The 21,353-nt window shown below is 73.1% G+C and carries 17 protein-coding genes and 2 pseudogenes; 10 read left to right on the top strand and 9 right to left on the bottom strand.

All coding sequences use genetic code 11. From position 1 onward, the window contains the following. Positions 1 to 1,470: 1,470 nt before the first annotated feature. Positions 1,471 to 2,970: pseudogene (locus tag ACRX5S_RS09825) on the bottom strand (BTAD domain-containing putative transcriptional regulator); the annotation flags it as partial. Positions 2,971 to 3,335: 365 nt separating this feature from the next. On the opposite strand from ACRX5S_RS09825, the gene ACRX5S_RS09820 reads away from it, so the two are divergent. After that, positions 3,336 to 4,991: an MFS transporter gene (locus ACRX5S_RS09820; RefSeq protein WP_436772437.1), complete on the top strand. Its 1,656-nt coding sequence runs from the start codon at positions 3,336 to 3,338 to the stop codon at positions 4,989 to 4,991. Positions 4,992 to 5,200: 209 nt separating this feature from the next. On the opposite strand, the gene ACRX5S_RS09815 is transcribed toward ACRX5S_RS09820, so the two are convergent. After that, positions 5,201 to 6,007 (bottom strand): SDR family NAD(P)-dependent oxidoreductase, encoded by an 807-nt coding sequence (locus ACRX5S_RS09815; RefSeq protein WP_436772436.1) that lies wholly within the window; start codon positions 6,005 to 6,007, stop codon positions 5,201 to 5,203. Positions 6,008 to 6,221: 214 nt separating this feature from the next. Between ACRX5S_RS09815 and ACRX5S_RS09810 the strand changes: the two genes are divergently transcribed. After that, complete coding sequence (locus ACRX5S_RS09810) at positions 6,222 to 6,770, top strand: TetR/AcrR family transcriptional regulator (protein WP_436772435.1); 549 nt, start codon at positions 6,222 to 6,224, stop codon at positions 6,768 to 6,770. A 164-nt stretch (positions 6,771 to 6,934) separates the two neighbouring features. Then, the gene (locus ACRX5S_RS09805; RefSeq protein WP_436772434.1) at positions 6,935 to 8,539 is read left to right on the top strand and encodes an MFS transporter; all 1,605 of its coding nucleotides are present in this window, start codon (positions 6,935 to 6,937) and stop codon (positions 8,537 to 8,539) included. A 15-nt stretch (positions 8,540 to 8,554) separates the two neighbouring features. Here the strand turns inward: ACRX5S_RS09805 and ACRX5S_RS09800 are convergent, their stop codons facing one another. After that, positions 8,555 to 9,391: a glutamate racemase gene (locus tag ACRX5S_RS09800; protein WP_436772433.1), complete on the bottom strand. Its 837-nt coding sequence runs from the start codon at positions 9,389 to 9,391 to the stop codon at positions 8,555 to 8,557. 200 nt (positions 9,392 to 9,591) lie between these two features. On the opposite strand from ACRX5S_RS09800, the pseudogene ACRX5S_RS09795 reads away from it, so the two are divergent. After that, positions 9,592 to 9,795: pseudogene (locus ACRX5S_RS09795) on the top strand (hypothetical protein); the annotation flags it as partial. Between the two features lie 47 nt (positions 9,796 to 9,842). Here ACRX5S_RS09795 and ACRX5S_RS09790 read toward each other — a convergent pair. Next, on the bottom strand, positions 9,843 to 10,334 hold the full coding sequence (locus ACRX5S_RS09790; RefSeq protein WP_436772432.1) for an HIT family protein: 492 nt from the start codon (positions 10,332 to 10,334) through the stop codon (positions 9,843 to 9,845). 263 nt (positions 10,335 to 10,597) lie between these two features. On the opposite strand from ACRX5S_RS09790, the gene ACRX5S_RS09785 reads away from it, so the two are divergent. Next, entirely contained in the window at positions 10,598 to 12,778 is a 2,181-nt protein-coding gene (locus tag ACRX5S_RS09785) for a heavy metal translocating P-type ATPase (RefSeq protein WP_436772431.1), read from the top strand. 317 nt (positions 12,779 to 13,095) lie between these two features. On the opposite strand, the gene ACRX5S_RS09780 is transcribed toward ACRX5S_RS09785, so the two are convergent. After that, positions 13,096 to 13,533 (bottom strand): RpiB/LacA/LacB family sugar-phosphate isomerase, encoded by a 438-nt coding sequence (locus ACRX5S_RS09780; RefSeq protein ID WP_436772430.1) that lies wholly within the window; start codon positions 13,531 to 13,533, stop codon positions 13,096 to 13,098. A 114-nt stretch (positions 13,534 to 13,647) separates the two neighbouring features. On the opposite strand from ACRX5S_RS09780, the gene ACRX5S_RS09775 reads away from it, so the two are divergent. Continuing rightward, entirely contained in the window at positions 13,648 to 14,553 is a 906-nt protein-coding gene (locus ACRX5S_RS09775) for a helix-turn-helix domain-containing protein (RefSeq protein ID WP_436772429.1), read from the top strand. 220 nt (positions 14,554 to 14,773) lie between these two features. Next, positions 14,774 to 15,202 (top strand): VOC family protein, encoded by a 429-nt coding sequence (locus tag ACRX5S_RS09770; protein ID WP_436772428.1) that lies wholly within the window; start codon positions 14,774 to 14,776, stop codon positions 15,200 to 15,202. Between the two features lie 82 nt (positions 15,203 to 15,284). Here the strand turns inward: ACRX5S_RS09770 and ACRX5S_RS09765 are convergent, their stop codons facing one another. Further along, on the bottom strand, positions 15,285 to 16,127 hold the full coding sequence (locus ACRX5S_RS09765) for a metallophosphoesterase (protein ID WP_436772427.1): 843 nt from the start codon (positions 16,125 to 16,127) through the stop codon (positions 15,285 to 15,287). 354 nt (positions 16,128 to 16,481) lie between these two features. On the opposite strand from ACRX5S_RS09765, the gene ACRX5S_RS09760 reads away from it, so the two are divergent. After that, positions 16,482 to 16,955, top strand: a complete 474-nt coding sequence (locus tag ACRX5S_RS09760; protein WP_436772426.1) for a GNAT family N-acetyltransferase — start codon at positions 16,482 to 16,484, stop codon at positions 16,953 to 16,955. A gap of 80 nt (positions 16,956 to 17,035) precedes the next feature. Here the strand turns inward: ACRX5S_RS09760 and ACRX5S_RS09755 are convergent, their stop codons facing one another. Continuing rightward, entirely contained in the window at positions 17,036 to 17,617 is a 582-nt protein-coding gene (locus tag ACRX5S_RS09755) for a TetR/AcrR family transcriptional regulator (protein ID WP_436772425.1), read from the bottom strand. A gap of 98 nt (positions 17,618 to 17,715) precedes the next feature. Here ACRX5S_RS09755 and ACRX5S_RS09750 point away from each other — a divergent pair, with 98 nt between their 5' ends. Further along, positions 17,716 to 18,582 carry an NAD(P)-dependent oxidoreductase gene (locus ACRX5S_RS09750; RefSeq protein WP_436772424.1) on the top strand — a complete coding sequence of 289 codons (867 nt, stop codon included), beginning with the start codon at positions 17,716 to 17,718 and terminating at the stop codon, positions 18,580 to 18,582. A gap of 18 nt (positions 18,583 to 18,600) precedes the next feature. Here ACRX5S_RS09750 and ACRX5S_RS09745 read toward each other — a convergent pair whose 3' ends face one another. Both ACRX5S_RS09745 and ACRX5S_RS09740 read right to left on the bottom strand, forming a co-directional pair. Next, positions 18,601 to 18,804, bottom strand: coding sequence for a hypothetical protein (locus ACRX5S_RS09745; protein ID WP_436772423.1), 204 nt, complete (start codon positions 18,802 to 18,804; stop codon positions 18,601 to 18,603). Positions 18,805 to 18,927: 123 nt separating this feature from the next. Next, positions 18,928 to 19,374 carry a MerR family transcriptional regulator gene (locus tag ACRX5S_RS09740; RefSeq protein WP_436772422.1) on the bottom strand — a complete coding sequence of 149 codons (447 nt, stop codon included), beginning with the start codon at positions 19,372 to 19,374 and terminating at the stop codon, positions 18,928 to 18,930. A 383-nt stretch (positions 19,375 to 19,757) separates the two neighbouring features. Here ACRX5S_RS09740 and ACRX5S_RS09735 point away from each other — a divergent pair, with 383 nt between their 5' ends. Then, positions 19,758 to 21,251: a SulP family inorganic anion transporter gene (locus ACRX5S_RS09735; RefSeq protein WP_436772421.1), complete on the top strand. Its 1,494-nt coding sequence runs from the start codon at positions 19,758 to 19,760 to the stop codon at positions 21,249 to 21,251. The last annotated feature ends 102 nt before the right edge of the window (positions 21,252 to 21,353 follow it).

Raw genomic sequence — 21,353 nt, 5'->3', positions numbered from 1 at the left:
GGCGAGAGGAATGCCGTCGAGGCGCCGGACGATGGTGGCGACGGCGGGCGCGGTGTCCGCATCGAGGACAAAACCGGGGGCCGCGGCGGCGGCGCGGTCCAGGAACAGGCGTACGGCCCCGGCCTCGGCCATGGTTCGCAGGTCGCCGTCGGGCGCTGGGCTCGCGTTCGAGGGAACGTCGGTGCCGCCCGGCCTGGGCGGGTGGTCGGTGCCGGGCACGGGGGCCGCGGCGGCGGCGCGGTCCAGGAACAGGCGTACGGCCCCGGCCTCGGCCATGGTTCGCAGGTCGCCGTCGGGCGCTGGGCTCGCGTTCGAGGGAACGTCGGTGCCGCCCGGCCGGGGCAGGTGGTCGGTGCCGGGCACGGGGGCCGCGGCGGCGGCGCGGTCCAGGAACAGGCGTACGGCCCCGGCCTCGGCCATGGTTCGCAGGTCGCCGTCGGGCGCTGGGCTCGCGTTCGAGGGAACGTCGGTGCCGCCCGGCCGGGGCAGGTGGTCGGTGCCGGGCACGGGGGCCGCGGCGGCGGCGCGGTCCAGGAACAGGCGTACGGCCCCGGCCTCGGCCATGGTTCGCAGGTCGCCGTCGGGCGCTGGGCTCGTGTTCGAGGGAACGTCGGTGCCGTCCGGCCGGGGCGGGTGGTCGGTGCCGGGCACGGGGGCCGCGGCGGACGCGCGATCCGGTCGGTGCCTCCACTCGGTGGCGTGCGCGGGATCCGAGCCGAGCACGCGACCCCGGCCGTGCGCGGGATCCGAGCCGAGCACGCGACCCCGGCCGTGCGCGGGATCCGAGCCGAGCACGCGACCCCGGCCGTGCGCGGGATCCGAGCCGAGCACGCGACCCCGGCCGTGCGCGGGATCCGAGCCGAGCACGCGACCCCGGCCGTGCGCGGGATCCGAGCCGAGCACGCGACCCCGGCCGTGCGCGGGATCCGAGCCGAGCACGCGACCCCGGCCGTGCGCGGGATCCGAGCCGAGCACGCGACCCCGGCCGTGCGCGGGATCCGAGCCGAGCACGCGACCCCGGCCGTGCGCGGGATCCGAGCCGAGCACGCGACCCCGGCCGTGCGCGGGATCCGAGCCGAGCACGCGACCCCGGCCGTGCGCGGGATCCGAGCCGAGCACGCGACCCCGGCCGTGCGCGGGATCCGAGCCGAGCACGCGACCCCGGCCGTGCGCGGGATCCGAGCCGAGCACGCGACCCCGGCCGTGCGCGGGATCCGAGCCGAGCACGCGACCCCGGCCGTGCGCGGGATCCGAGCCGAGCACGCGACCCCGGCCGTGCGCGGGATCCGAGCCGAGCACGCGACCCCGGCCGTGCGCGGGATCCGAGCCGAGCACGCGACCCCGGCCGTGCGCGGGATCCGAGCCGAGCACGCGACCCCGGCCGTGCGCGGGATCCGAGCCGAGCACGCGACCCCGGCCGTGCGCGCGGTCCGAGCCGGGCACAGCATCTGTGCCGTACACACGGTCCAAGCCGGGCGCAGGCTCCGGATCGGGCCCGCGGTGCGCGCCGGGCAGGCGGCCCGCGTCGGCCGGGTGCTCGCCGGCGTGTCCCGGCAGGTCCGTCCCGCCTCCCCCGCCCCGACGCGCCCGCGGGAACGCCGCGGGCAGGCTCAGCGGCGGGACCGGCCACTGCACCTCCCCCGGCACGGCCAGCGCCTCCTGGCTGGTCGCCAGCACCGTCAGACCCGGTCCGCTGCTCAGGAGCGCCGCGACCACGTCGGCGGCGGGCTGGATCACGTGCTCGCAGTTGTCGAGCACCAGCAGGAGGTCGCGCCCGCGCAGTGCGGCGGCGAGGCGTTCGACGACGGACACGTTGCTGCGCCCCACCGCGCCCTTGAGGTCCTCGCGTATGTCGTCGCGCAGGTCGAGGACGGTCGCGATCACCTCCGCGATGTCGGCGACGTCGCAGACGCACTCGGAGGCCGGGATCCGGCCCGCGAGTTCGACCAGCCAGACCCCGTCGGGGTACGCCTCGGCCGTACCCTGCGCCGTCGCCAGCGCAAGGCGCGTCTTGCCGACGCCCGCCGGCCCGGTGAGGGTGATGAGGCGCCCGTCCGCCAGCAGCGCCGCGACGTCCCGGACGGCCTGGTCGCGTCCGACGAGCGTGGTCAGCGCGGTCGGCAGGTTGCTGCGGCGGCGCGGCGGCCGGTCGGCGGCCTGCGGCGGGTCGAGCGCGGGGTCCTGCGCCAGGATCGCCTGGTGCAGGGCGAGTAGTTCCGGGCCCGGGTCGACGCCGAGTTCCTCGGCGAGGCGGGTGCGGAGGCCGAGGAAGCCGTCGAGGGCCTCGCTCTGGCGTCCGGCGCCGTAGAGGGCGCGCAGGTGGGCGGCGTGCAGGCGTTCGCGCAACGGGTGTTGCGCGGCGAGCGCGGCAAGTTCCGCGACCAGGAGGCGGTGTTCGCCGAGGGCGAGCCGGGCTTCGGCGCGTTCCTCCAGGGCGGTCAACCGCTCGTCCTCCAGCCGGTCGGCCCAGGCACGGGCGAACGGCAGGTCGCCGAAGTCGGCGAGCGCCCGGCCGCGCCAGAGGGCGAGGGCGTCGGTGAGCAGGTCCGCGCGGGTACGCGGATCGTCCGTGTCGCGGGCGCGGGCGACGAGCGCCGCGAAGGCGTCGGCGTCGAGGGTCGCGGTGTCCGGATCGTTGCGGCGCGCGGGGTCGGGGCTCGCAGAGTCGGGACGGCTGCCGTCGGCGGCGAGCAGGTAGCCGGGACGCCGCGAGACCACCAGGTCGCGGGCGCCCGGACTCGCCTCGTCGAGGGCACGGCGCAGTTGGGAGACCTTGGCCTGGAGCGCGTTGGCGGGGTTGGCCGGGAGGGCGTCGCCCCACAGGTGGTCGACGAGGGCGTCGGCGGAGACGGCGCGGCCGCGCTCGGCGAGGAGGGCGGCGAGGAGCGTACGCACCTTCAGCTCGGGAACCCGCACCGGGCTCCCGTCGGCGGTCCACACCTCCAGGGGACCCAGGACTCCGAAGCGCATCCCGTCACCGTAGTGCACCCGGGCGCGCCGGTGCCGGGCCCGCGCGTGGGATGACCTGCGGGAATACCCGGGCGCGGTGGCCCTGCGGCAACCCGGGCGAGGGACCCGTCAGCCGTCCCGGAAGCAGCCCTCGCAGCCGTACGCAGGCAACCCGAAGCCGACCGTAAGCCGATCCGAAGTCCGGCTCGGCAGTGTGCGGTTGTCGGCGGCACACGGCGGCCGACCGGAGCCCCCGGCCCCCGCCGCGGCCGTTCCGACTTCCGTCCAAACGCCGTCCAAACGCCGTCCAAACCCGTCCGGAACCTCGGCCGAACGCCCCGACGGGGCCGCGCCGGTCCTCCCGTCCCCGCTCCCAGGAGTCCGTCATGCATGTCACCGCCTCCGCAGGCACCGATGTCCCGGCAAAGGCCGACCGCCGCGCGTGGCTGGGCCTGGCCGTCCTCGCTCTCGCGACGCTGCTGCTGTCCTTCGACGTCACGCTGCTCTATCTCGCGGCACCACAACTGAGCGCGGATCTTGATCCGAGCAGTACCCAGATGCTGTGGATCATGGACATCTACAGCTTCATGCTCGCCGGGCTGATGGTGACCATGGGCACGCTGGGCGACCGCATAGGCCGACGCAAGGTGCTGCTGGCCGGGGCGGTGGCGTTCGGCGCGGCGTCGCTGCTCGCGGCATACGCGCCCAGCGCGGAGTCCCTGATCGCCGCCCGGGCCCTGCTGGGCGTGGCCGGCGCGGCCATCATGCCGTCCACGCTGTCGCTGACCGCCGCGCTGTTCCGCGATCCGCGGCAGCGGGCTTTCGCGATGGGCATCTGGGCCGCGGCGTTCTCGGTCGGCATCGCGCTCGGCCCGGTCATCGGCGGGCTGATGCTGGAGGCATTCTGGTGGGGCTCGGTGTTCCTGCTCGCGGTCCCGATCATGGGCGTGCTGCTGGTCGCCGGTCCGCTGGTGCTGCCGGACTACCGCAACCCCGGGGCGGGCCGCCTCGACCTGGTGAGCGTCGTGCTGTCGATGGCCGCGATCCTGCCGGTCGTCTACGGCATCAAGCAGATGGCCAAGCACGGCGTGGACGGCGTCTCGGTCGGCGCGCTGGTCCTCGGCGCGGTCATGGGCGTGTGGTTCGCGCTGCGGCAGCGCCGCCTGGCGAACCCGCTGTTGGACCTGAGCCTGTTCTCCAACCGCTCCTTCAGCGCGGCCCTGGGCACCAGCGCGCTGGTGGGCGCGGCGCTGGGCGGGACGTACCTGTTCATCACGCAGTACCTGCAACTGGTCGAGGAACTGTCTCCGCTGGAGTCGGGACTGTGGCTGGTGCCGGGCTCGCTCGCGCTGATCGGCACGTCGATGCTCGCGCCGGTGCTCACCCGGCGAGTGCGCCCCGCGTACGTCCTGGCCGTCTCGATGCTGGTCTCCGCGGTCGGCTACGCCCTGCTCACCCAGGTCGGCGACGGCGGCCTGGCGGTCATGATCACCGGCTTCATCCTGCTGTACGCCGGGACCGGCCCGGAAATGGCGCTGGCCACCGACCTGGTGGTGGGCTCGGCCCCGCCGGAGAAGGCCGGTTCGGCGTCCGCGATGCACTCCACGGGCGGCGAGTTGGGCATCGCGTTCGGCGTGGCGGTGATCGGCAGCATCGGCACCGCGGTCTACCGCGACGAACTGTCGGGGAAGATCCCGGAGTCGGTCCCGGCCGATGCGGCGAGCGCCGCGGAGGACTCGATGGCCGCGGCGCACGCGGCGGCCGCGGAACTGCCGGACGACGTCGGGCAGGCACTGATGGAGCCGGCGCGCGACGCGTTCGTGAGCGGCCTGGGGGCGGTCTCGGTGGTGGCCACGGCCTTGATCGTCGCGCTGGTGGGGCTGGTGCTGGTGGCCCTGCGGCACGTTCCGCCGAGCGGTACGGGGGCGTCCGACCCGGGTGACACCGTGCCCGACGACTCACCCACCGCGACCGACCCCGCGAACGCGGGCAGCGAATCCGACACCACCCGCGACGAGACCCCGGTGCCGACCGGGGGCTGACCGTTCGACCACAACCTCCGAGGTCGGCAAGTCCCTGAACCGTTCAGGGACTTGCCGACCTCGGCGCGTTCGCTCCGTACTGTGTCANCCCCCCCCCCCCCCCCCCCCCCCCCCCCCCCCCCCCCCCCCCCCCCCCCCCCCCCCCCCCCCCCCCCCCCCCCCCCCCCCCCCCCCCCCCCCCCCCCTCGGCGCGTTCGCTCCGTACTGTGTCAGTGCACCGTCAGCCCGCCGTCGGCGCTGATCACCTGGCCGGTGATGTAGCTGCCCGCATCCGAGGCGAGCAGCAGCGCGGGGCCGACCATCTCCTCCGGTGTGGCCATGCGCGCCATCGGCGACGACTTGGTCATCGACGCGACCGCCTCGGGCGTGTTGTTGCGCACCATGTCGGTGTCGACGGTGCCCGGGGCCAGCGCGTTGACCCGGATGTTCTCGGTGGCGAGGGCGCCGGCCGCGGAACGGGTGAAGGCCAGCAGGCCGGACTTCGCCGACGCGTACAGCGACGTGGGCTCGGAGCGCAGGAAGACCCCGGCGCTGATCACGTTGATGACGGACGCGCCGACGGTGCTGCGGCGCAGGTGCGGCAGCGCGTACTGGGTCAGGAAGACCGGGCCGCGCAGGTTCACCTGGAAGGACTTCTCCCACGCCTCCGGGGTGTACTGCCCGATCGGCTGGGTGAGCGGGTTGGCGGCGTTGTTGACCACGATGTCGATGCCGCCGAAGTGCCCAACGGTACGGTCCACGAGATTCTGCAACGCGTCGAGCTCGCCCATGTGCGTCGCGACCGCCAGCGCCTGGCCGCCCGCCGCCTCGATGTCCTTGACCGCCGCGTCGCACGCGTCCGCCTTGCGGCTGGCCACCACGACCTTGGCACCGCGGGCCGCGAACCCCTTGGCGATGGCCAGACCGATGCCGCGGCTGCCACCGGTCACGATCGCCACACGTCCGGTCAGGTCGAACGCGTCGCGCGCGGCGCCTCGCCCTGCGTCGTCTGCGGTGCTGGTCGGGTTGTCGGACATCGGGCCTCCGTGCCGTCGTCGCCTGTGCCATGGATGCGCCGCGGCAAACCGCGCACACAGCACCAGAGAAAACCGGTTTTCCCTGCTCCGGTCAAGTTCTTGCTACCACCACCGCCTCCACCACGGAAGCACGACGGTCGCACCCGGCTCTCGGTCTCGAATCGCACATGGATCTGATGAGACAAGTTTGTCTCATATGAGGTATCGTCGATTCATGTCCACTGATCGTGAACACGTGCTGCGCGAAGCGGCCACGCAGTTGATCCGGCGTCCGGCGTCCTCGATGGACGAGATCGCGCGCGCCGCCGGGATCAGTCGTGCGACCCTGCACCGGCTTTATCCGGGTCGCGACGCCCTTGCCCTGGCTCTCGGCGCACGTGCGCTCGAACAGGTGGAGGCGGCGGTCGACGCGGCGCGCATCGACGAGGGGGACGCCGGGGATGCGCTGCGGCGGCTCGTCGACGAGTTGATGCCGATCGCCGAGTTCCTCGGCTTCCTCTACGGCGAGAACGCGCTGCTGGACGTGCCCGAGATCGACGCCGCGTGGGAGCGGATCGACGGGCGCGTGACGGAGGTCGTACAGCAGGGCCAACTGGCCGGGTCGATCCGTGTCGACCTGCCCGCGCAGTGGATCAGTGAGGCGACGTTCTCACTGGCGGTGGGTGCCGGGTGGGCGGTGCGGGACGGACGGCTCGCGCGGCGCGAGGCACCGCGCGCGGTCGTCGAACTGCTGCTGGGCGGCGTGCTGCGCGGCGAGTCGTAGAGCGTGTCGATCGTGAAGGCCGCGTTGTTGTCGAAAGCCGCGTTGTTGTCGAAAGCCGCGTTGTTGTCGAAGGCCGGTTCGTCGGCGTCGTCCGCGTCGTCGGCGTAGGCCGCGTCCGCGCGTCCCCCTGGGGGCTGTGCGGGCAATTCTCAGGAGAACTCCCCGTGAACCACCTGTCCGCCGACGCCTCGACGCGTTCCCCCGCCGGTCCCCCGGGTACGACTGCCGCGACCGCGCGTGCTGAAGGCGGTGACGCGCATCCCGGTCGATGGCTCGCGCTGACCGTGCTGACCCTGGCCGTGCTGCTGGTCGCGATCGACGCGACCGTGCTGGGCCTCGCCGTGCCGTTCCTCAGTGCGGACCTCCAGCCGTCGGGCTCGCAGTTGCTGTGGATCGGGGACGCGTACTCCTTCGTCATCGCGGGCCTGCTGGTGTCGATGGGCACGCTCGGCGACCGGCTGGGCCGCAAGCGCCTGCTGCTGTGGGGGTCGGCGGCGTTCGGCCTGCTGTCGGTGGCCGCGGCGTACGCGCCGAGCGCCGAGGCGCTGATCGCGGCCCGTGCGGCGATGGGTGTCGCGGGGGCGACGCTCATGCCGTCGACGCTCGCGCTGATCCGCAACCTGTTCCCGGACCCGCGCGAGCGCAGCTTCGCGATCGGCATCTGGGGCGCGATGTCGATGGCCGGCGCGGCGGTCGGGCCGGTGGTGGGCGGGCTGCTGCTGGAACACTTCTGGTGGGGCTCGGTCTTCATGATCAACCTGCCGGTCATGGCGCTGCTGATCGTCGTGGGCGCCAGGGTCCTTCCGGAGTCGCGCAATCCGGACCCCGGCCCGTGGGACGTCCCCAGCGCGCTGCTGTCCCTGGTCGGCATGATCGCGGTGGTGTACGCCGTGAAGGAGACCGCCGCCGAGGGCCTCCACGCGGAGGCGGTGGCGGCGGGCGCGCTGGGCGTGGGCGCGCTGGTGTGGTTCACGCGGCGTCAGTTCGCGCTGCGGATCCCGCTGCTCGACATGCGGCTGTTCCGCAGCCGCAACTTCTCGGGTGCGGTGCTGGCCGACCTGCTCACCGTGTTCGGCCTGTCCGGCGTGGTGTTCTTCCTGTCGCAGTACTTCCAGCTCGTCGAGGGCCTCAGCCCGCTCCGCGCGGGGCTGGCCGAACTCCCGGCCACCGTCGGCGCCGTGTTCACCGGCGTCGTGGCCGGGCTGATCGCGCGCCGCGTCTCGCCGCGCTTCGTCGTCACCGGGGGTCTGGCGGCGGTCGGCCTGGCGCTGGGCGCGCTGGTGGCGCTGGACGACGGCTCGCCCTATCTGCTGGTGGGCACCGCGCTGCTGTTCGTGGGGCTGGGCGCCGGGCTGTCGTTCACGGTGACCGCCGATCTGATCATGTCGAGCGCGCCGAAGGAGAACGCGGGTGCGGCGTCGGCGATTTCGGAGACGGCGTACGAGCTGGGCGCGGCGCTCGGCATCGCGTTGCTCGGCTCGGTGATCACCGGCGTGTACCGCGGGCACCTCGTCGTCCCGCCCGGCGTCGACGGCGCCGCGGCGCACGCGGCCAACGACTCCTTCGCGGGGGCGGTCGGCGCGGCGGGCACCCTTCCGAACGGGCTGGGCACCGCGCTGACGGCGTCGGCGCAGGACGCGTTCCTCGACGGCCTGCGGATCGCCGCCGGGGTCGGCGCGGCGGTCCTCGTCGCGGCCGCCGTCGCCGCGTGGTTCATGCTCCGCGGGTCGCGGCTCGCCGAGACGCACGACCGCTCCGCGGACCGCTGAACGGGCACCGTCCGGTCACTCCGGCACCAGCGACCCGTTCGCCGAGCCGCGGACGACCGACACCGCGGGCGAGAGCGATTCGAGCGGCATCGGCGCCTCCGCGGCCAGGGCCCGGCCCACGGCGTAGCGGTGCGCGGCGGGCGGCAGGGCCGAGGGGCGGCCGGACGCGACGGCCTGAACGCGGCCGGGTGTACCGGAGGATGTGTCCGGGGCGCCGAGCCTGCGGAGGGCCTGGCGGGCGACGGCTTCGGCGCTGTCGTACAGCGTGACGCCGTCGGGCAGGCTGCGCGTGATCCGGTCGGAGACCAGGGGGTAGTGCGTGCAGCCGAGCACGACCGACCCGCACGCGCGCGGCGTCAGCTCGACGGCGGCGGCCACGGCCTCGTCGATCGCGTCGCCGTCGCCGCGGTCGACCGCCTCGGCGAGCCCGGGGCAGGCGACGGGGAAGACCGGGATCCCGTCGGCGTGTTCCGCGATCAGCCGCTGCTGGTAGTCGCTCTCGGTGGTCCGTACGGTCGCCCAGACGGCGATCGGCAGCCCCGCCGCCGCGGCCGGCTTGATGGCGGGCACCGTACCGATGACCGGGACCTCCGGCTCGAATCGCGCGCGCAGCGCGTCGATCGCGGTGACCGTGGCCGTATTGCACGGCACAACCAGCGCCCGCGCCCCGCGCTCGACCGCCAACTCACCCCCGGCCAACACCCGGTCGGTCACAAACTGCGCCGACTTCGACCCCCAAGGCATCCCCTCCGGGTCGAGCAGCAACAGCAGGTCGACACTCGGCGCCAACCGACGCAGCCAACCGGCGGTAGGAAGCAGCCCGAGCCCGGAGTCGATCAACGCCACTGTCATCCCGCGAACCTAGCAAGCACACCCACCCGCCCCCCGCACCGCCACGTCGAACGCCCCGCGCGGACACCTGCCGGCGGGGGGACGCGGCAATGGTGCCACCGGGGGCAACGGACGCGGACGGGCAGCGGGATCAAGCGCGCACGGCAAGCCTGGACGGGCCGGCCAGGCGCAGCCTGGACGGGCCGGCCAACGCGTGCCGGATGTGGGGAACCCGTGCTGCGGGGCAGGCGCGCGGTCATCGTGGTCGGTGCACCGCGCGGCCACCCGTCGGCGCGGAACACCGTTCGCCCACCCGGGACCCGGAGTGCGGCGACTACCACGTGCGTGACGTCAAGTTCGTTGCCGCGTTCGACGTGGACGCGAAGAAGGTCGGGTTCGATCTGGCGGACGCCATCGGTTGTTCTCGCTGGCAGTTCCCCACCCACCTCGACTGAGGGGCCGCCGCTCGCGGTCAGGTCAGGCGCGCGCCGTCGGGGTGGCGGGTGAAGTGGGCCCGGAGGCGGGCGGCCTGGTGTTCCACTTCGTGGTCGGGGAGGGTCGACGGACCCGGTGGGAGGGGGAAGGGGCGGCCTGGGGCCGGGTCGGTGCGGTAGCGGGGGATGAGGTGGGTGTGCAGGTGCGGAAGGCTGTTGCCGAGCGTCTCGTAGTTCATCTTGAGCGGGCGGTAGCAGGCGATCAGGCCGCGTGCGACGGCCAGGACGTCCGCCCAGTACGAGGACGCCTCCTCGGCGCTCAGTTCCGTCGGCTCGGTGACGTGGCGGCCGCGCCAGATGACGAGGCTGTAGCCGGGGCGCACCTCCGCACGCTGGAGGTACGCGTCGGTGTGCGTGCCCGCGCGGATGAGGACGCCGTACTCGGTGCGATCCGGCCGCCCCTGCGTGCACATTCCGCAGCCGACGCCCTTGACCAGGTCGTCCCAGTCCGCGGGCCAGTCCTCCGCCATACCGCTCCCCCTTGAGCCGCAATGGAATTCGGCGCTGTGGCCGTGTGCCCTGCCCTCGATTGTCGCAGCGGATCGGGCGGCCGCCCGGTCAACCGACCGGTCGGCAATTTCCGCCGATTCGGATACTTCGGCGGCCGGGCGGGCATCCGGTGCGGATCGGAGGCGTGGGCATTCACCCGCAAATCGACCTGTTAGTCGACTTCCCGCTCGGGTACCCGTACGGGGTATAGGTTCAAAAAGCGCGGCACGCGGAGGAGGCCGAGATGACGCACACCGGGCACGCAGACGGGCAGCCCCCCAGCCGCGGGCACGGCACCGCACACGGCGGCGACCCGGGCGGCGGGCACGACGGGCCCCCCGAGAGCGGCACGGACCCCGGGCACGACGCCCACGAGGACCACGGCGGCCACGCCGGTCACGCCGGTCACGCCGGTCACGCCGCCCACGGCGAGGTCTTCCGCCGCCTCTTCTGGCACTGCCTGCTGCTTTCCGTGCCGGTGCTCGTGTTCAGCATGGGCTTCGCGGACCTGTTCGGCTATGAACCCCCCGAGTTCCCGCTGTCCACCTGGATCCCGCCGGTGCTCGGGACCGTGGTGTTCGCGTACGGCGGCATGCCGTTCCTGACCGGCGCCCGCGGCGAGCTGCGCGACCGCAGGCCCGGCATGATGACGCTGATCTCGATGGCCATCACCGTCGCCTTCGTCGCGTCGTGGGCGGCCACGCTGGAGATCGCCTCGCACGAGCTCGACTTCTGGTGGGAACTGGTCCTGCTGGTCGACATCATGCTGCTCGGCCACTGGCTGGAGATGCGCGCGCTCGGCGCCGCGTCGGGTGCGCTGGAGGCGCTCGCCGAACTGCTGCCCGACACCGCCGAGCGGATCGACGCGGACGGGAACGCGCGTACCGTCCCCCTCGCCGACCTGGCCGCAGGCGACACCGTGATGGTCCGCGCAGGCGGACGGGTGCCCGCGGACGGGCAGGTCGCGGAGGGCTCGGCGGAGTTCGACGAGTCGCTCATCACCGGCGAGTCGCGCCCCGCCCGCCGCAAGGCCGGGGACACCGTGGTCGCCGGAACCGTCCTGGTCGACAACGTCGTACGCGTGACCGTCACCGCGACCGGCGAGGACACCCAGCTCGCGGGCATCCGCCGGATGGTCGCCGAGGCACAGAAGTCGCGTTCGCGCGCGCAGGCGCTGGCCGACCGCGCCGCCGCGCTGCTCTTCTACTACGCCCTGGCCGCCGCACTGATCACCGTCGTGGTGTGGTCGGTGCTCGGGGACACCGGCGGCGCGGTGGAGCGCATGGTGACCGTCCTCGTGATCGCCTGCCCGCACGCGCTGGGCCTGGCGATCCCGCTGGTCATCGCCATCTCGACGGAGATCTCGGCACGCCAGGGCATCCTGGTCAAGGACCGCATCGCCCTCGAACGCATGCGCGACGTCGAGACCGTGCTGTTCGACAAGACCGGCACCCTGACCAAGGGCTCGCCCGCGGTGACCGCGCACGCCGCCGCCGAGGGCTGGGACGCCGCCGACATGCTGGGCCTGGCCGGCGCCGCCGAGCGCGACAGCGGGCACCCGCTCGCCAGGGCAGTCGTCCGGGCTGCGCAGGAGGACGGCCGTGAACTCCCGGGTCCGGTACGGGACTTCCGTACCGCGGAAGGCATCGGAATCCGCGCCGACGTGGGCGGACGCGACGTGCGGGTGGGCGGCCCGGGACTGCTGCGCGACGCCCGCGTGAGCGCCGACGACCGGCTGGCGGACAAGGCCGCGGAGTGGTCGCGGCACGGCGCGACCGTGCTGTACGTCGTCGCCGACGGCCGCGTCGCGGGCGCGCTCGCGCTGGAGGACGAGGTCCGCGCCGAGTCGTACGAGGCCATCGCCGAACTGCACCGCGCACACGTCAGCGCCGCGATGGTGACCGGTGACGCGCGTCCGGTCGCGGAATGGGTCGCGGGCCAGCTCGGCGTCGACTACCTGTACGCCGAGGTCCTGCCGCGCGACAAGGACGAGAAGGTCGCCGCACTCCAGCGGCGCGGCCGCCGCGTGGCGATGGTCGGCGACGGCGTCAACGACGCCCCGGCCCTCGCCCGCGCCGACGTCGGCATCGCGATCGGCGCGGGTACGGACGTCGCGGTGCAGTCGGCGGGGATCGTGCTGGCGTCCGACGACCCGCGCGCGGTGGTCTCGATCCGCCGCCTGTCGAAGGCCGTGTACGCGAAGATGCGGCAGAACCTGCTGTGGGCGGCCGGGTACAACCTGGTCACCGTCCCGATCGCGGCGGGCGCGCTGGCCTGGGCCGGGATCGACATGCCGATGGAGCTGGCGGCCATCCTGATGAGCCTGTCGACCGTGGTCGTGGCCCTGAACGCGCAATTGCTGCGGCGTCTCGACCTGCGGCCGGAGGCGGTTGCGGGGAAGGGGAACGGAAACCGCGGGCGGTGAGCCCGGGCGCGCGGGTGTCCCCGGTCGGGCGTCCGCAGTGGGCGTCCGCGGTCGGATCGGACGCGGTCGGATCGGACGCGGTCGGCCGACAGCGGACGCAGCCGTACGCAGCCGTAGGAGACCATGCCACGGTCGGACGAGGCCGACCGAGGACGGACGCGGCCGTCCGCGGCAAGCCGAGGCCGGGCGCCCGAGGTCAGCCGATGTCGCGCACGTGCGCCACATTCTCCCGGTCCACCGGGTCCTCGCTCGGCGCGCCGGCGAACCAGGCGTCCAGCATCCCCCGCAGCAGTGGTGCCGAGGTCGGGCGCCCGAGGTCAGCCGATGTCGCGCACGTGCGCCACATTCTCCCGGTCCACCGGGTCCTCGCTCGGCGCGCCGGCGAACCAGGCGTCCAGCATCTCCAGCAGCAGTGGCGCCGAGGTCAGGCGCAGGCTCAGAGCGAGGACGTTGGCGTCGGCCCACTTGCGGGCGCCGTCGGCCATCACCGCGTCGGTGCACAACGCCGCCCGCACGCCCGGGACCTTGTTCGCGGCGATGGACGCGCCGGCACCGGTCCAGCACGCCACCACCGCCTGGTCGGCGCGTCCGTCCGCGACCGCCCGCGCGGCCGCCTCGGAGCACCACGCCCAGTCCGCGCGCTCGCCCGGCACGAGGGCGCCGTACAGCTCCACCTCGTGGCCGCGCCGCGTCAGCTCCTCGCCGATGAGCTCGGCGACGCCCGCCACCTCGTCCGCCGATACCGCGATCCGCATTTCCGGCTCCCCTGAGTCGTCGACCTGCCTGTCTCGCACTGCGTCGCACCGCGTCACACCGGGTTCGCGCACGCCTGCCCGCCCGTGTCGGTCAACGGTGCCACACTGGGCAACATGGGCACCGCCCCGACACTTCCCGGCACCCTCCGCGCCGACCCGGCGCCCGTGCGGGTGCTGCGACACGCCTCGGTGCTCGGGTCGTGGGAGATGGCGCGGCGTGGGCCGCATCCGGCGCTCGCCGGTCTGATCGGCGAGTACTGCGGCTACATCGAGGCGTCCGATGTGCCGGTACGCCGCCGCCAGGTCGCGGAGCGCATCGTCGTCCTGATCATCAGCTTCGGCGACCCCATCCGCCTGCACACGCTGCCCGGCGTGGACGCGCCCGACGAGACGGTGTCGTTCGCGGCGGGGCTGCACAACGGGCCGACGGTGACAGAGCACTTCGGCGTCCAGGCGGGCGTGCAGATCGACCTGACGCCGCTCGGCGCCTACACCCTGCTCGGCCTGCCGATGGCGGAACTCGCGGACCGCATCGTGCCGTTCGCGGACCTCGCCGACGGTGCCGCGGGCTTCGGCCGCGAGTTGCCCGAGCGCCTGGCCGGCGCGGCGACGTGGGACGAGCGCTTCGCGCTGCTGGACGCGATGTGGACGCGCCGCCTCGCGGAAGGCCCCGTGCCCCGCCCCGAGGTCGTGCGGTCCTGGGAGCTGCTGGAGGCGTCCCGCGGGCGCCTCGGCGTCGCCGAACTGGCCGAGGAGACGGGCTGGAGCCGCCGCCACCTGACGGCGCACTTCCGGCGCCAGGTCGGCCTGCCGCCGAAGGCCGCGGGCAGGCTGCTGCGCTTCCGGCACGCGGTGCATTTGCTGGGACGCCCGACTCCGCCGGGGCTGGCGCCACTGGCCGAATTGTGCGGCTACTACGACCAGGCGCACCTGAACCGGGACTTCCGCGAGCTCGCGGGCTGCACGCCGACCGCGTACGTCGCCGCGCTGCGGCCGGACGGGGCGGGCGTCGAGGGCTGAGGTCCGGCGGCCGCGTCGTTGCGCGGGCCGGTCGAGGGAAGGTCGCCGGGTGGTCGGGCGGCGCGAGGTCTGCTCCGACCTGCGGACTGTCCCCTGCGTGGCCTTTCCCATTCGTCCAAGACGTGTCGCGCGGCGCCGACGAGAGTGGGCGATGGGACGGATTCCGACGTCCCGCGAGCCACAGCAGAACCGGCGAAACTTCGTGAAAGGAATTACGGCCATGTCCGACAAGCCGATTGCCGAGATCGTCCCCGCGCTGCGCTACCGCGACGCGCCCGCGGCCATCGCGTTCCTGCGGGACGTGTTCGGGCTGGAGCCGACGCTGGTCGTGCCCGGCGAGGGCAACGTGGTCCAGCACGCGCAACTCACCTGGGGCAACGGCTGCGTGATGCTCGGCAGCCTGATCGAAGGCGACGACGACGGGGACCGCGTCGAGATGACGGTGCGCGGCAGTTGCCTCTACCTGATCCTCGACGACGTCGACGCGCACTACGCCCGCACGGTTGCCGCCGGGGCGGAGATCACGCGCGAGTTGCGCGACGAGGACTACGGGGGTCGCGGGTACGTGGCCCGCGACCCGAGGGCAACCAGTGGAGCTTCGGGTCGTACCGCCCCGAGTGACGTCGCCCGAGTGACGCTGCCCGAGTGACGCCTGACTGACGCCGCCCGAGTGACGCAACGTGCGCGATCCCGCCCGTACGACCCCGCCCTACGGCCCCGCGTGACGGTCGTCAGCCTTCGTGCGCCGCGAGGTACCGGTCCACCTTGGCGCGCTCGTAGTGGTACACGGCCTCGACCGGGCCGACCGGCACGAAGGTCGCGGTCGCGCAGTCCTCGTACAGGTCGACGCGCGTGTAGCCGACGCCGGTGACGCCCTGGTACGTGCCCGCGGGCGGGAACACGTCCGCACGGTACGCCACCGCGGGCGCCGCCCACACCGGTACGCCCGCCAGCGCGCCGCAGGTCGCGTGGTGGTTGTGCCCGGTCAGCACGATGCGCACGTCGGTGCCCGCGATGGCCGCGCCCAGGCGCTCGGGGTCCTGGAGCGAGAGGCGTTCGAGGAACGCCAGCGGCGTCGGGATCGGCGGGTGGTGCAGCGCGAGGACGGTCCCGGCGGGGGCGGGCTGCGCGAGTTCGGCGCGCAGCCACGCGAGCTGGTCGTCGGTGAGGGAGCCGCCGTGGCTGCCGGGGGTGGTGCTGTCCAGCACGATCACCCGTACGTCTCCCGCCCAGTGCACGAAGTCGTGGGGCGCGTCGCCGGGTTCGGTGCCGAGCAGGCCCTCGCGGAACGCCTCGCGCTTGTCGTGGTTGCCCATCCCGAACAGCGCGGGCGCGCCGATCCGCGCCGCCGCGGGCTCGACCAGCGCACGCAGGCGGCGGTACGCGCGGATGTCCCCGGTGTCGGCCAGATCCCCGGTGAACAGCAGTACGGCGGGGGCCAGGTCGGCGTGCTCGACGGCGTCCAGCGCGTTGCCCATCTGCGTGAGCGTGTCGAGGGTGCCCATGAGCAACTCGCCCTCGGGAACGATGTGCACATCGCTGAACTGCACGAGGGTGTGGCGGGGAATGCGCACAGGCGGTCCTCACTCGGGTGTGTACGGCCCGGGTCGTGTCTTCAAATTGCGGCCGGACCCGCGGGCTATCCGCCGGAAATTTGAGGACACTCCCCAGGGACGAGGCGGTCGCGCCGGCCGACGTCGATCGGACGCTCGGACGGGTTGAACGGCTTGAACAATGCGAGCTGGTCGACACGTGTCGACCGACCGAGTAGTCCAGCCCCAAACGGTGACCAGGTCAAGAGTCGCACTATGCGTCCGCGCCACCGGTCCGCCGCGGGCCGCGGGGCGCCGCGCCCCCCGGACATCCGCATCGCGCCGCCCACACCACCCAAGCCACCACGACGAAGTGCGTAGGGTTACTTTTTCCCGATGGAGTTCACCGCGCTCGGCTACGGCCACCCCGACGTACGCAAGCTGTGCGACGAGGTGCAGCAGTTCTACGCCGACCTCTACGGAGTCCCCGACCAGGCGCCGGTCGACGAGGCGGACTTCGTGCCCCCGACCGGCCTCTTTCTGGTCGTGTACGAGGACCGCCGCGCGCTGGCCTGCGGCGGGTGGCGGGTCGGCGCGTACGACGCCCCCGGCCACGACACGGGCGACGCCGAGATCAAGCGCATGTACGTGCGCCCCGAAGCACGCGGCCGCGGCCTCGCCCGGGCGCTCGTCGCCGAACTGGAGCGGCGGGCGCGGGACGCCGGGCAGCACCGGATGATCCTGGAGACGGGCACGCTCCAGAAGGAGGCCGTCGCCCTGTACCGGTCCTGCGGCTACACCGACATCCCGCAGTTCGGCTACTACAAGGACAGCCCGCTCAGCATCTGCATGGCCAAGCCGCTCGTCTGACGCACCGCCTCGCCCGCGTGGCCTTCGCACGACGGGGTGTTCCGGCAACGGAAGGCCGGCAAGGCCCTTCCGGACGCGCCTCAGCGGTACGAGTCGACGAGCCGTGCGAGGTGGGTCCCGGCCACGTCCAGCGGCGTCGTGCTGCGCATGATCTGCGCCGTCATCTCGGCGCCCTCGAACGTGCTGACCACGGTGTGCGCGAGATCTCCGGCGACGTCGTCGGGGAAGCCGGAGCGCACGAGCTTGTCGCGGACGATGCCGTGCCAGTTCTCGAACGCACGTTCGGCGGCCTCGCGCACCGGCGGGAACCGCCGAGCACTCTCCAGCGCGGCGGTGGTGACGGGACACCCGTCCATCCAGTCGGAGTCGCGCATCCCGGCCGCCAGTTCGCGCGCACAGGCGGTCATCGCGGCAGCCGGGTCGTCCTCGCGCTCCAGGACGGTGCGCAAAAGGCCGGCGAACTCGTGGTCGCCGTGGCCGATCGCCTCGACGGCCAGCTCGACCTTGCCGCCCGGGAAGAAGTGGTACACGGACCCGAGCGTGGCCTGCGCCTCGCGGGAGATGTCCTTCAGTCCGGTGCCCTCGTAGCCGTGCCGCTGCATCAGCCGCGACGTGGCACGGACGATGCGCTCGCGGGTGCCGACCTCCTGCTTGGCTCTCATGCACGCAGCGTACTGGATAGAGCGTTCGTTCCAGTCGTCTGCTACGGTCGGTCTCAGGTTCTGAATAGAACGTTCATTTTAGAAACTGGGAGTGCAGCATGTCTCGACTTTCCGTCACCGTCATCGGCCTGGGACCCATGGGGCAGGCCATGGCCGCCGCCTACCTCGACCGCGGGTACGACGTGACGCTCTGGAACCGCACGGCCGCCCGCGCCGACGCGCTGGTGGCGCGGGGCGCGCACCTCACGGCGAGCGCCGAGGAGGCTTTGCGGGCCAATGAGTTGGTGGTGCTGAGCCTGACCGACTACGAGGCGGCGTACGCGATCCTCGGCCAGGCACCGCGGGAGGCGCTGTCGGGGCGTACAGTCGCCAACCTCACCTCGGACACCCCGGCCGCGGCCCGGGAGGCGGCGGCGTGGCTCGCCGAGCGGGGGGCGGTGCAGATCACCGGGGGCGTCCAGACTCCGCCGCCCGGGATCGGCAGTGCGGAGGCGGCGACGTATTACAGCGGCCCGGCCGAGGCGGTCGAACGGCACCGCGCGGCGCTGGAGGTGCTGACGTCGGTCGACTACCTCGGCGAGGACCCGGGGCTTGCGGCGCTGTACTACCAGATCGGCATCGACATGTTCTGGACCGGCCTCGTCGGCTACCTGCACGGGCAGGCGGTGGCGCTGGCCAACGGCATCTCGGCCGAGCAGTTCCTCGAACACGCGGTGAAGACCATGGACTTCAAGTACTTCCTGGAGTTCTACGCGCCGCGCATCGACGCCGGGAACCACAAGGGCGACGTCGACAATCTGGGCATGGCCGTGGCGAGCCTGTCGCATGTGGTCCGGACGGCGGAGGACTCGGGCGTCGACGCCTCCTTGCCGGCCGCCGTACTCGACCTGTTCCGACGCGGCGTCGCGGCGGGCCGCGAGCGGGACAGCCTGACGAGCCTGACGGAGGTGGTACGGAAGCCGTGAGGCTCCGACGGGCATTGCTCAGTGGCCGGGCGGCCCGGGCTCGGCCTCGCGGCCCTGCCCCCGGCTGCTCTCCATGCCGACGGTGGGCGGTGCCGCGGGCGGCGGAGCGGGATACGGCGGCGCGTACACCAACGGCACCGGCTCGGAAGCCGGCTCCGACTCAGCCGGCGGAAGCCCGGCACCCGCCGCCCGCTTCCCGTCGGACGAGGAAGACTCCGCCATCCTGAACCCCTTCACTCGCTCCCGCGCGTACTCCTCAGGCGATGCCGGAGTCGACTGGATGGTACGGGCATCCACTTACGCCCGACTCGTGAAAGCAGCCCCAACGCGCAGCCCGCAGCGCGGCTAGGCGGTGGCCGTGGGCGCGGGTGACTGCGCGGGGGCCGGCTCGCGGTCCAGGCGGGTGCGCAGGGTCTGCGCGAACTCCTCGGCACGGGCGAGTTGGACGCGCAGTTTCCCGACCTGCTCGGTGGCGGCCTGCTCGTATCCGCGGATCCGGTCCACCAGCTCGGCCCGGTCGCGGGCCGGGAAAGAGCGTCCTTCTCGCGCGGCGGCGTCGAGCCGGTCGGTGGCGTCCAAAAGGTCGCGCATCTGGTCCAGGGTGAATCCGAGCGGCTTCATCCGCCGCACCACCATCAGCCGTCCGACGTCCGACTCGGTGTAGAGGCGGAACCCGCCCTGGGAACGCGCGGAGGGCACGACCAGCCCGGTCTCCTCGTAGTGCCGGATCGTCCGAAGCGACAGCTCGGTCCGCTCGGCGACCTCGCCGATCTGCATGAGCCTGCCGTCCACGCCGCACTCCCTGCGCCCTCGCCGTGCCGGTCCGCGTCCGGCGCACAACCCCGATGTCGATCCCTACCCTAACGTCAGGGTAGGGTTGATGATGTTGAGGGGCGGCGTCCTGCGGCGCCGGCCCGGTTCGTGCGCGGGCGCAGCCGTCCGCCGAGACCCGACGCCGTGTAGGAGAGAGCGTGCGCACGTCCCCGTTGCCCGCCGCCTGCCCGCCGTGACCCCGCATCTCTGACGGAGCGCCCGGCCGCCCGCGGCACCGCCCCCGTCACCACAGACTTCCGGTCCGCTGCCCGGGCCGTCCGCGGAACGCCGATCCCGGCCTTGCCGCGCCCACCCCTGCACGCCCGCACGTCCGGGCGCGCCCGAGCCCGACAGGTACCCCCTTGCCTTCCTCCGCACCACCGACACGTCTGCGCGCGGTCCGCCCGACGTGGCTGTCCCCGAAAGTCCTGCGCACCGAAGTCCTCGCCGGCCTGGTCGTCGCGCTCGCGCTGATCCCCGAGGCGATCTCGTTCTCGATCATCGCGGACGTCGACCCCGCTGTCGGCCTGTTCGCGTCGTTCACGATGGCCGTCACGATCGCGATCGTCGGCGGACGGCCCGCGATGATCTCCGCCGCCACCGGCGCGATCGCGCTGGTGATCGCCCCGCTCAACCGCGAGCACGGCCTGGGCTACCTCATCGCCGCGGTCATCCTCGGCGGGGCCGTCCAGATCGTCCTCGGCGCGCTCGGGGTGGCGAAGCTGATGCGGTTCGTGCCGCGCTCGGTGATGGTCGGGTTCGTCAACGCCCTGGCGATCCTGATCTTCATGGCCCAGGTCCCCGAGATGCACGACGTGCCGTGGGCCGTCTATCCGCTGATCGCCGGCGGGTTGGCCCTGATGGTGCTGTTCCCGAAGGTCAGCAAGGTCGTTCCCGCGCCACTGGTGTCGATCACCATCCTCACCGTGATCACCGTCGCAGCCGGGATCGCGGTCCCCACCGTCGGGGACAAGGGCGAGCTGCCCTCCGCGCTGCCGGTACCCGGGCTCCCGGACGTCCCGTTCACCTTCGAGACGCTGAAGATCATCGCCCCCTATGCGCTGGCGATGGCGCTGGTCGGGCTCATGGAGTCGCTGATGACCGCCAAGCTCGTCGACGACATCACCGACACCCGCTCCAACAAGACCCGCGAGTCCATCGGCCAGGGCGTCGCCAACATCGTCACCGGGTTCTTCGGCGGCATGGGCGGCTGCGCCATGATCGGCCAGACCATGATCAACGTGAAGGTGTCCGGGGCGCGGACGCGCCTGTCGACGTTCCTCGCGGGCGCGTTCCTCATGGTGCTGTGCGTGGTATTCGGCCCCGTCGTCTCCGACATCCCCATGGCCGCGCTGGTCGCCGTCATGGTGATGGTCTCGGTCGCCACCTTCGACTGGCACTCCATCGCGCCGAAGACCCTGAAGCGCATGCCCGCCGGCGAGATCACCGTCATGGTGGTCACCGTCGCCTGCGTGGTGGCCACCCACAACCTCGCCATCGGCGTGGTCGTCGGGTCGCTCACCGCGATGGTCATCTTCGCCAGGCGCGTCGCCCACCTCGCCGAGGTCACCGGCGTGGTCGACCCCGACGGCAAGCAGGCGGTGTACGCGGTCACCGGAGAGCTGTTCTTCGCCTCCAGCAACGATCTCGTCTACCGGTTCGACTACAAGAACGATCCCGACGACGTCGTCATCGACCTGTCCGACGCCCATATCTGGGACGCCTCGTCGGTCGCCGCCCTGGACGCCGTCGAGACCAAGTACGCCGTGTACGGCAAGAAAGTCACCATCATCGGCCTCAACGAACCCAGCGCGAAGTTCCACGGCAACCTCAGCGGCGAACTCACCTCCCACTGACCGGAAACGCGCCGAGGCGCTCGGCATCGGCCGTCCGCCGCGAAGTGCCGCACGACTCCTCACCCTTGGGATCGTGCGGCACCGGTCCGCTCGTTCGCGGGC

Source organism: Yinghuangia sp. YIM S09857 (genome assembly GCF_051388915.1).
Lineage (GTDB): Bacteria > Actinomycetota > Actinomycetes > Streptomycetales > Streptomycetaceae > Yinghuangia.
This window is presented reverse-complemented; position numbering and strand designations above follow the sequence as displayed.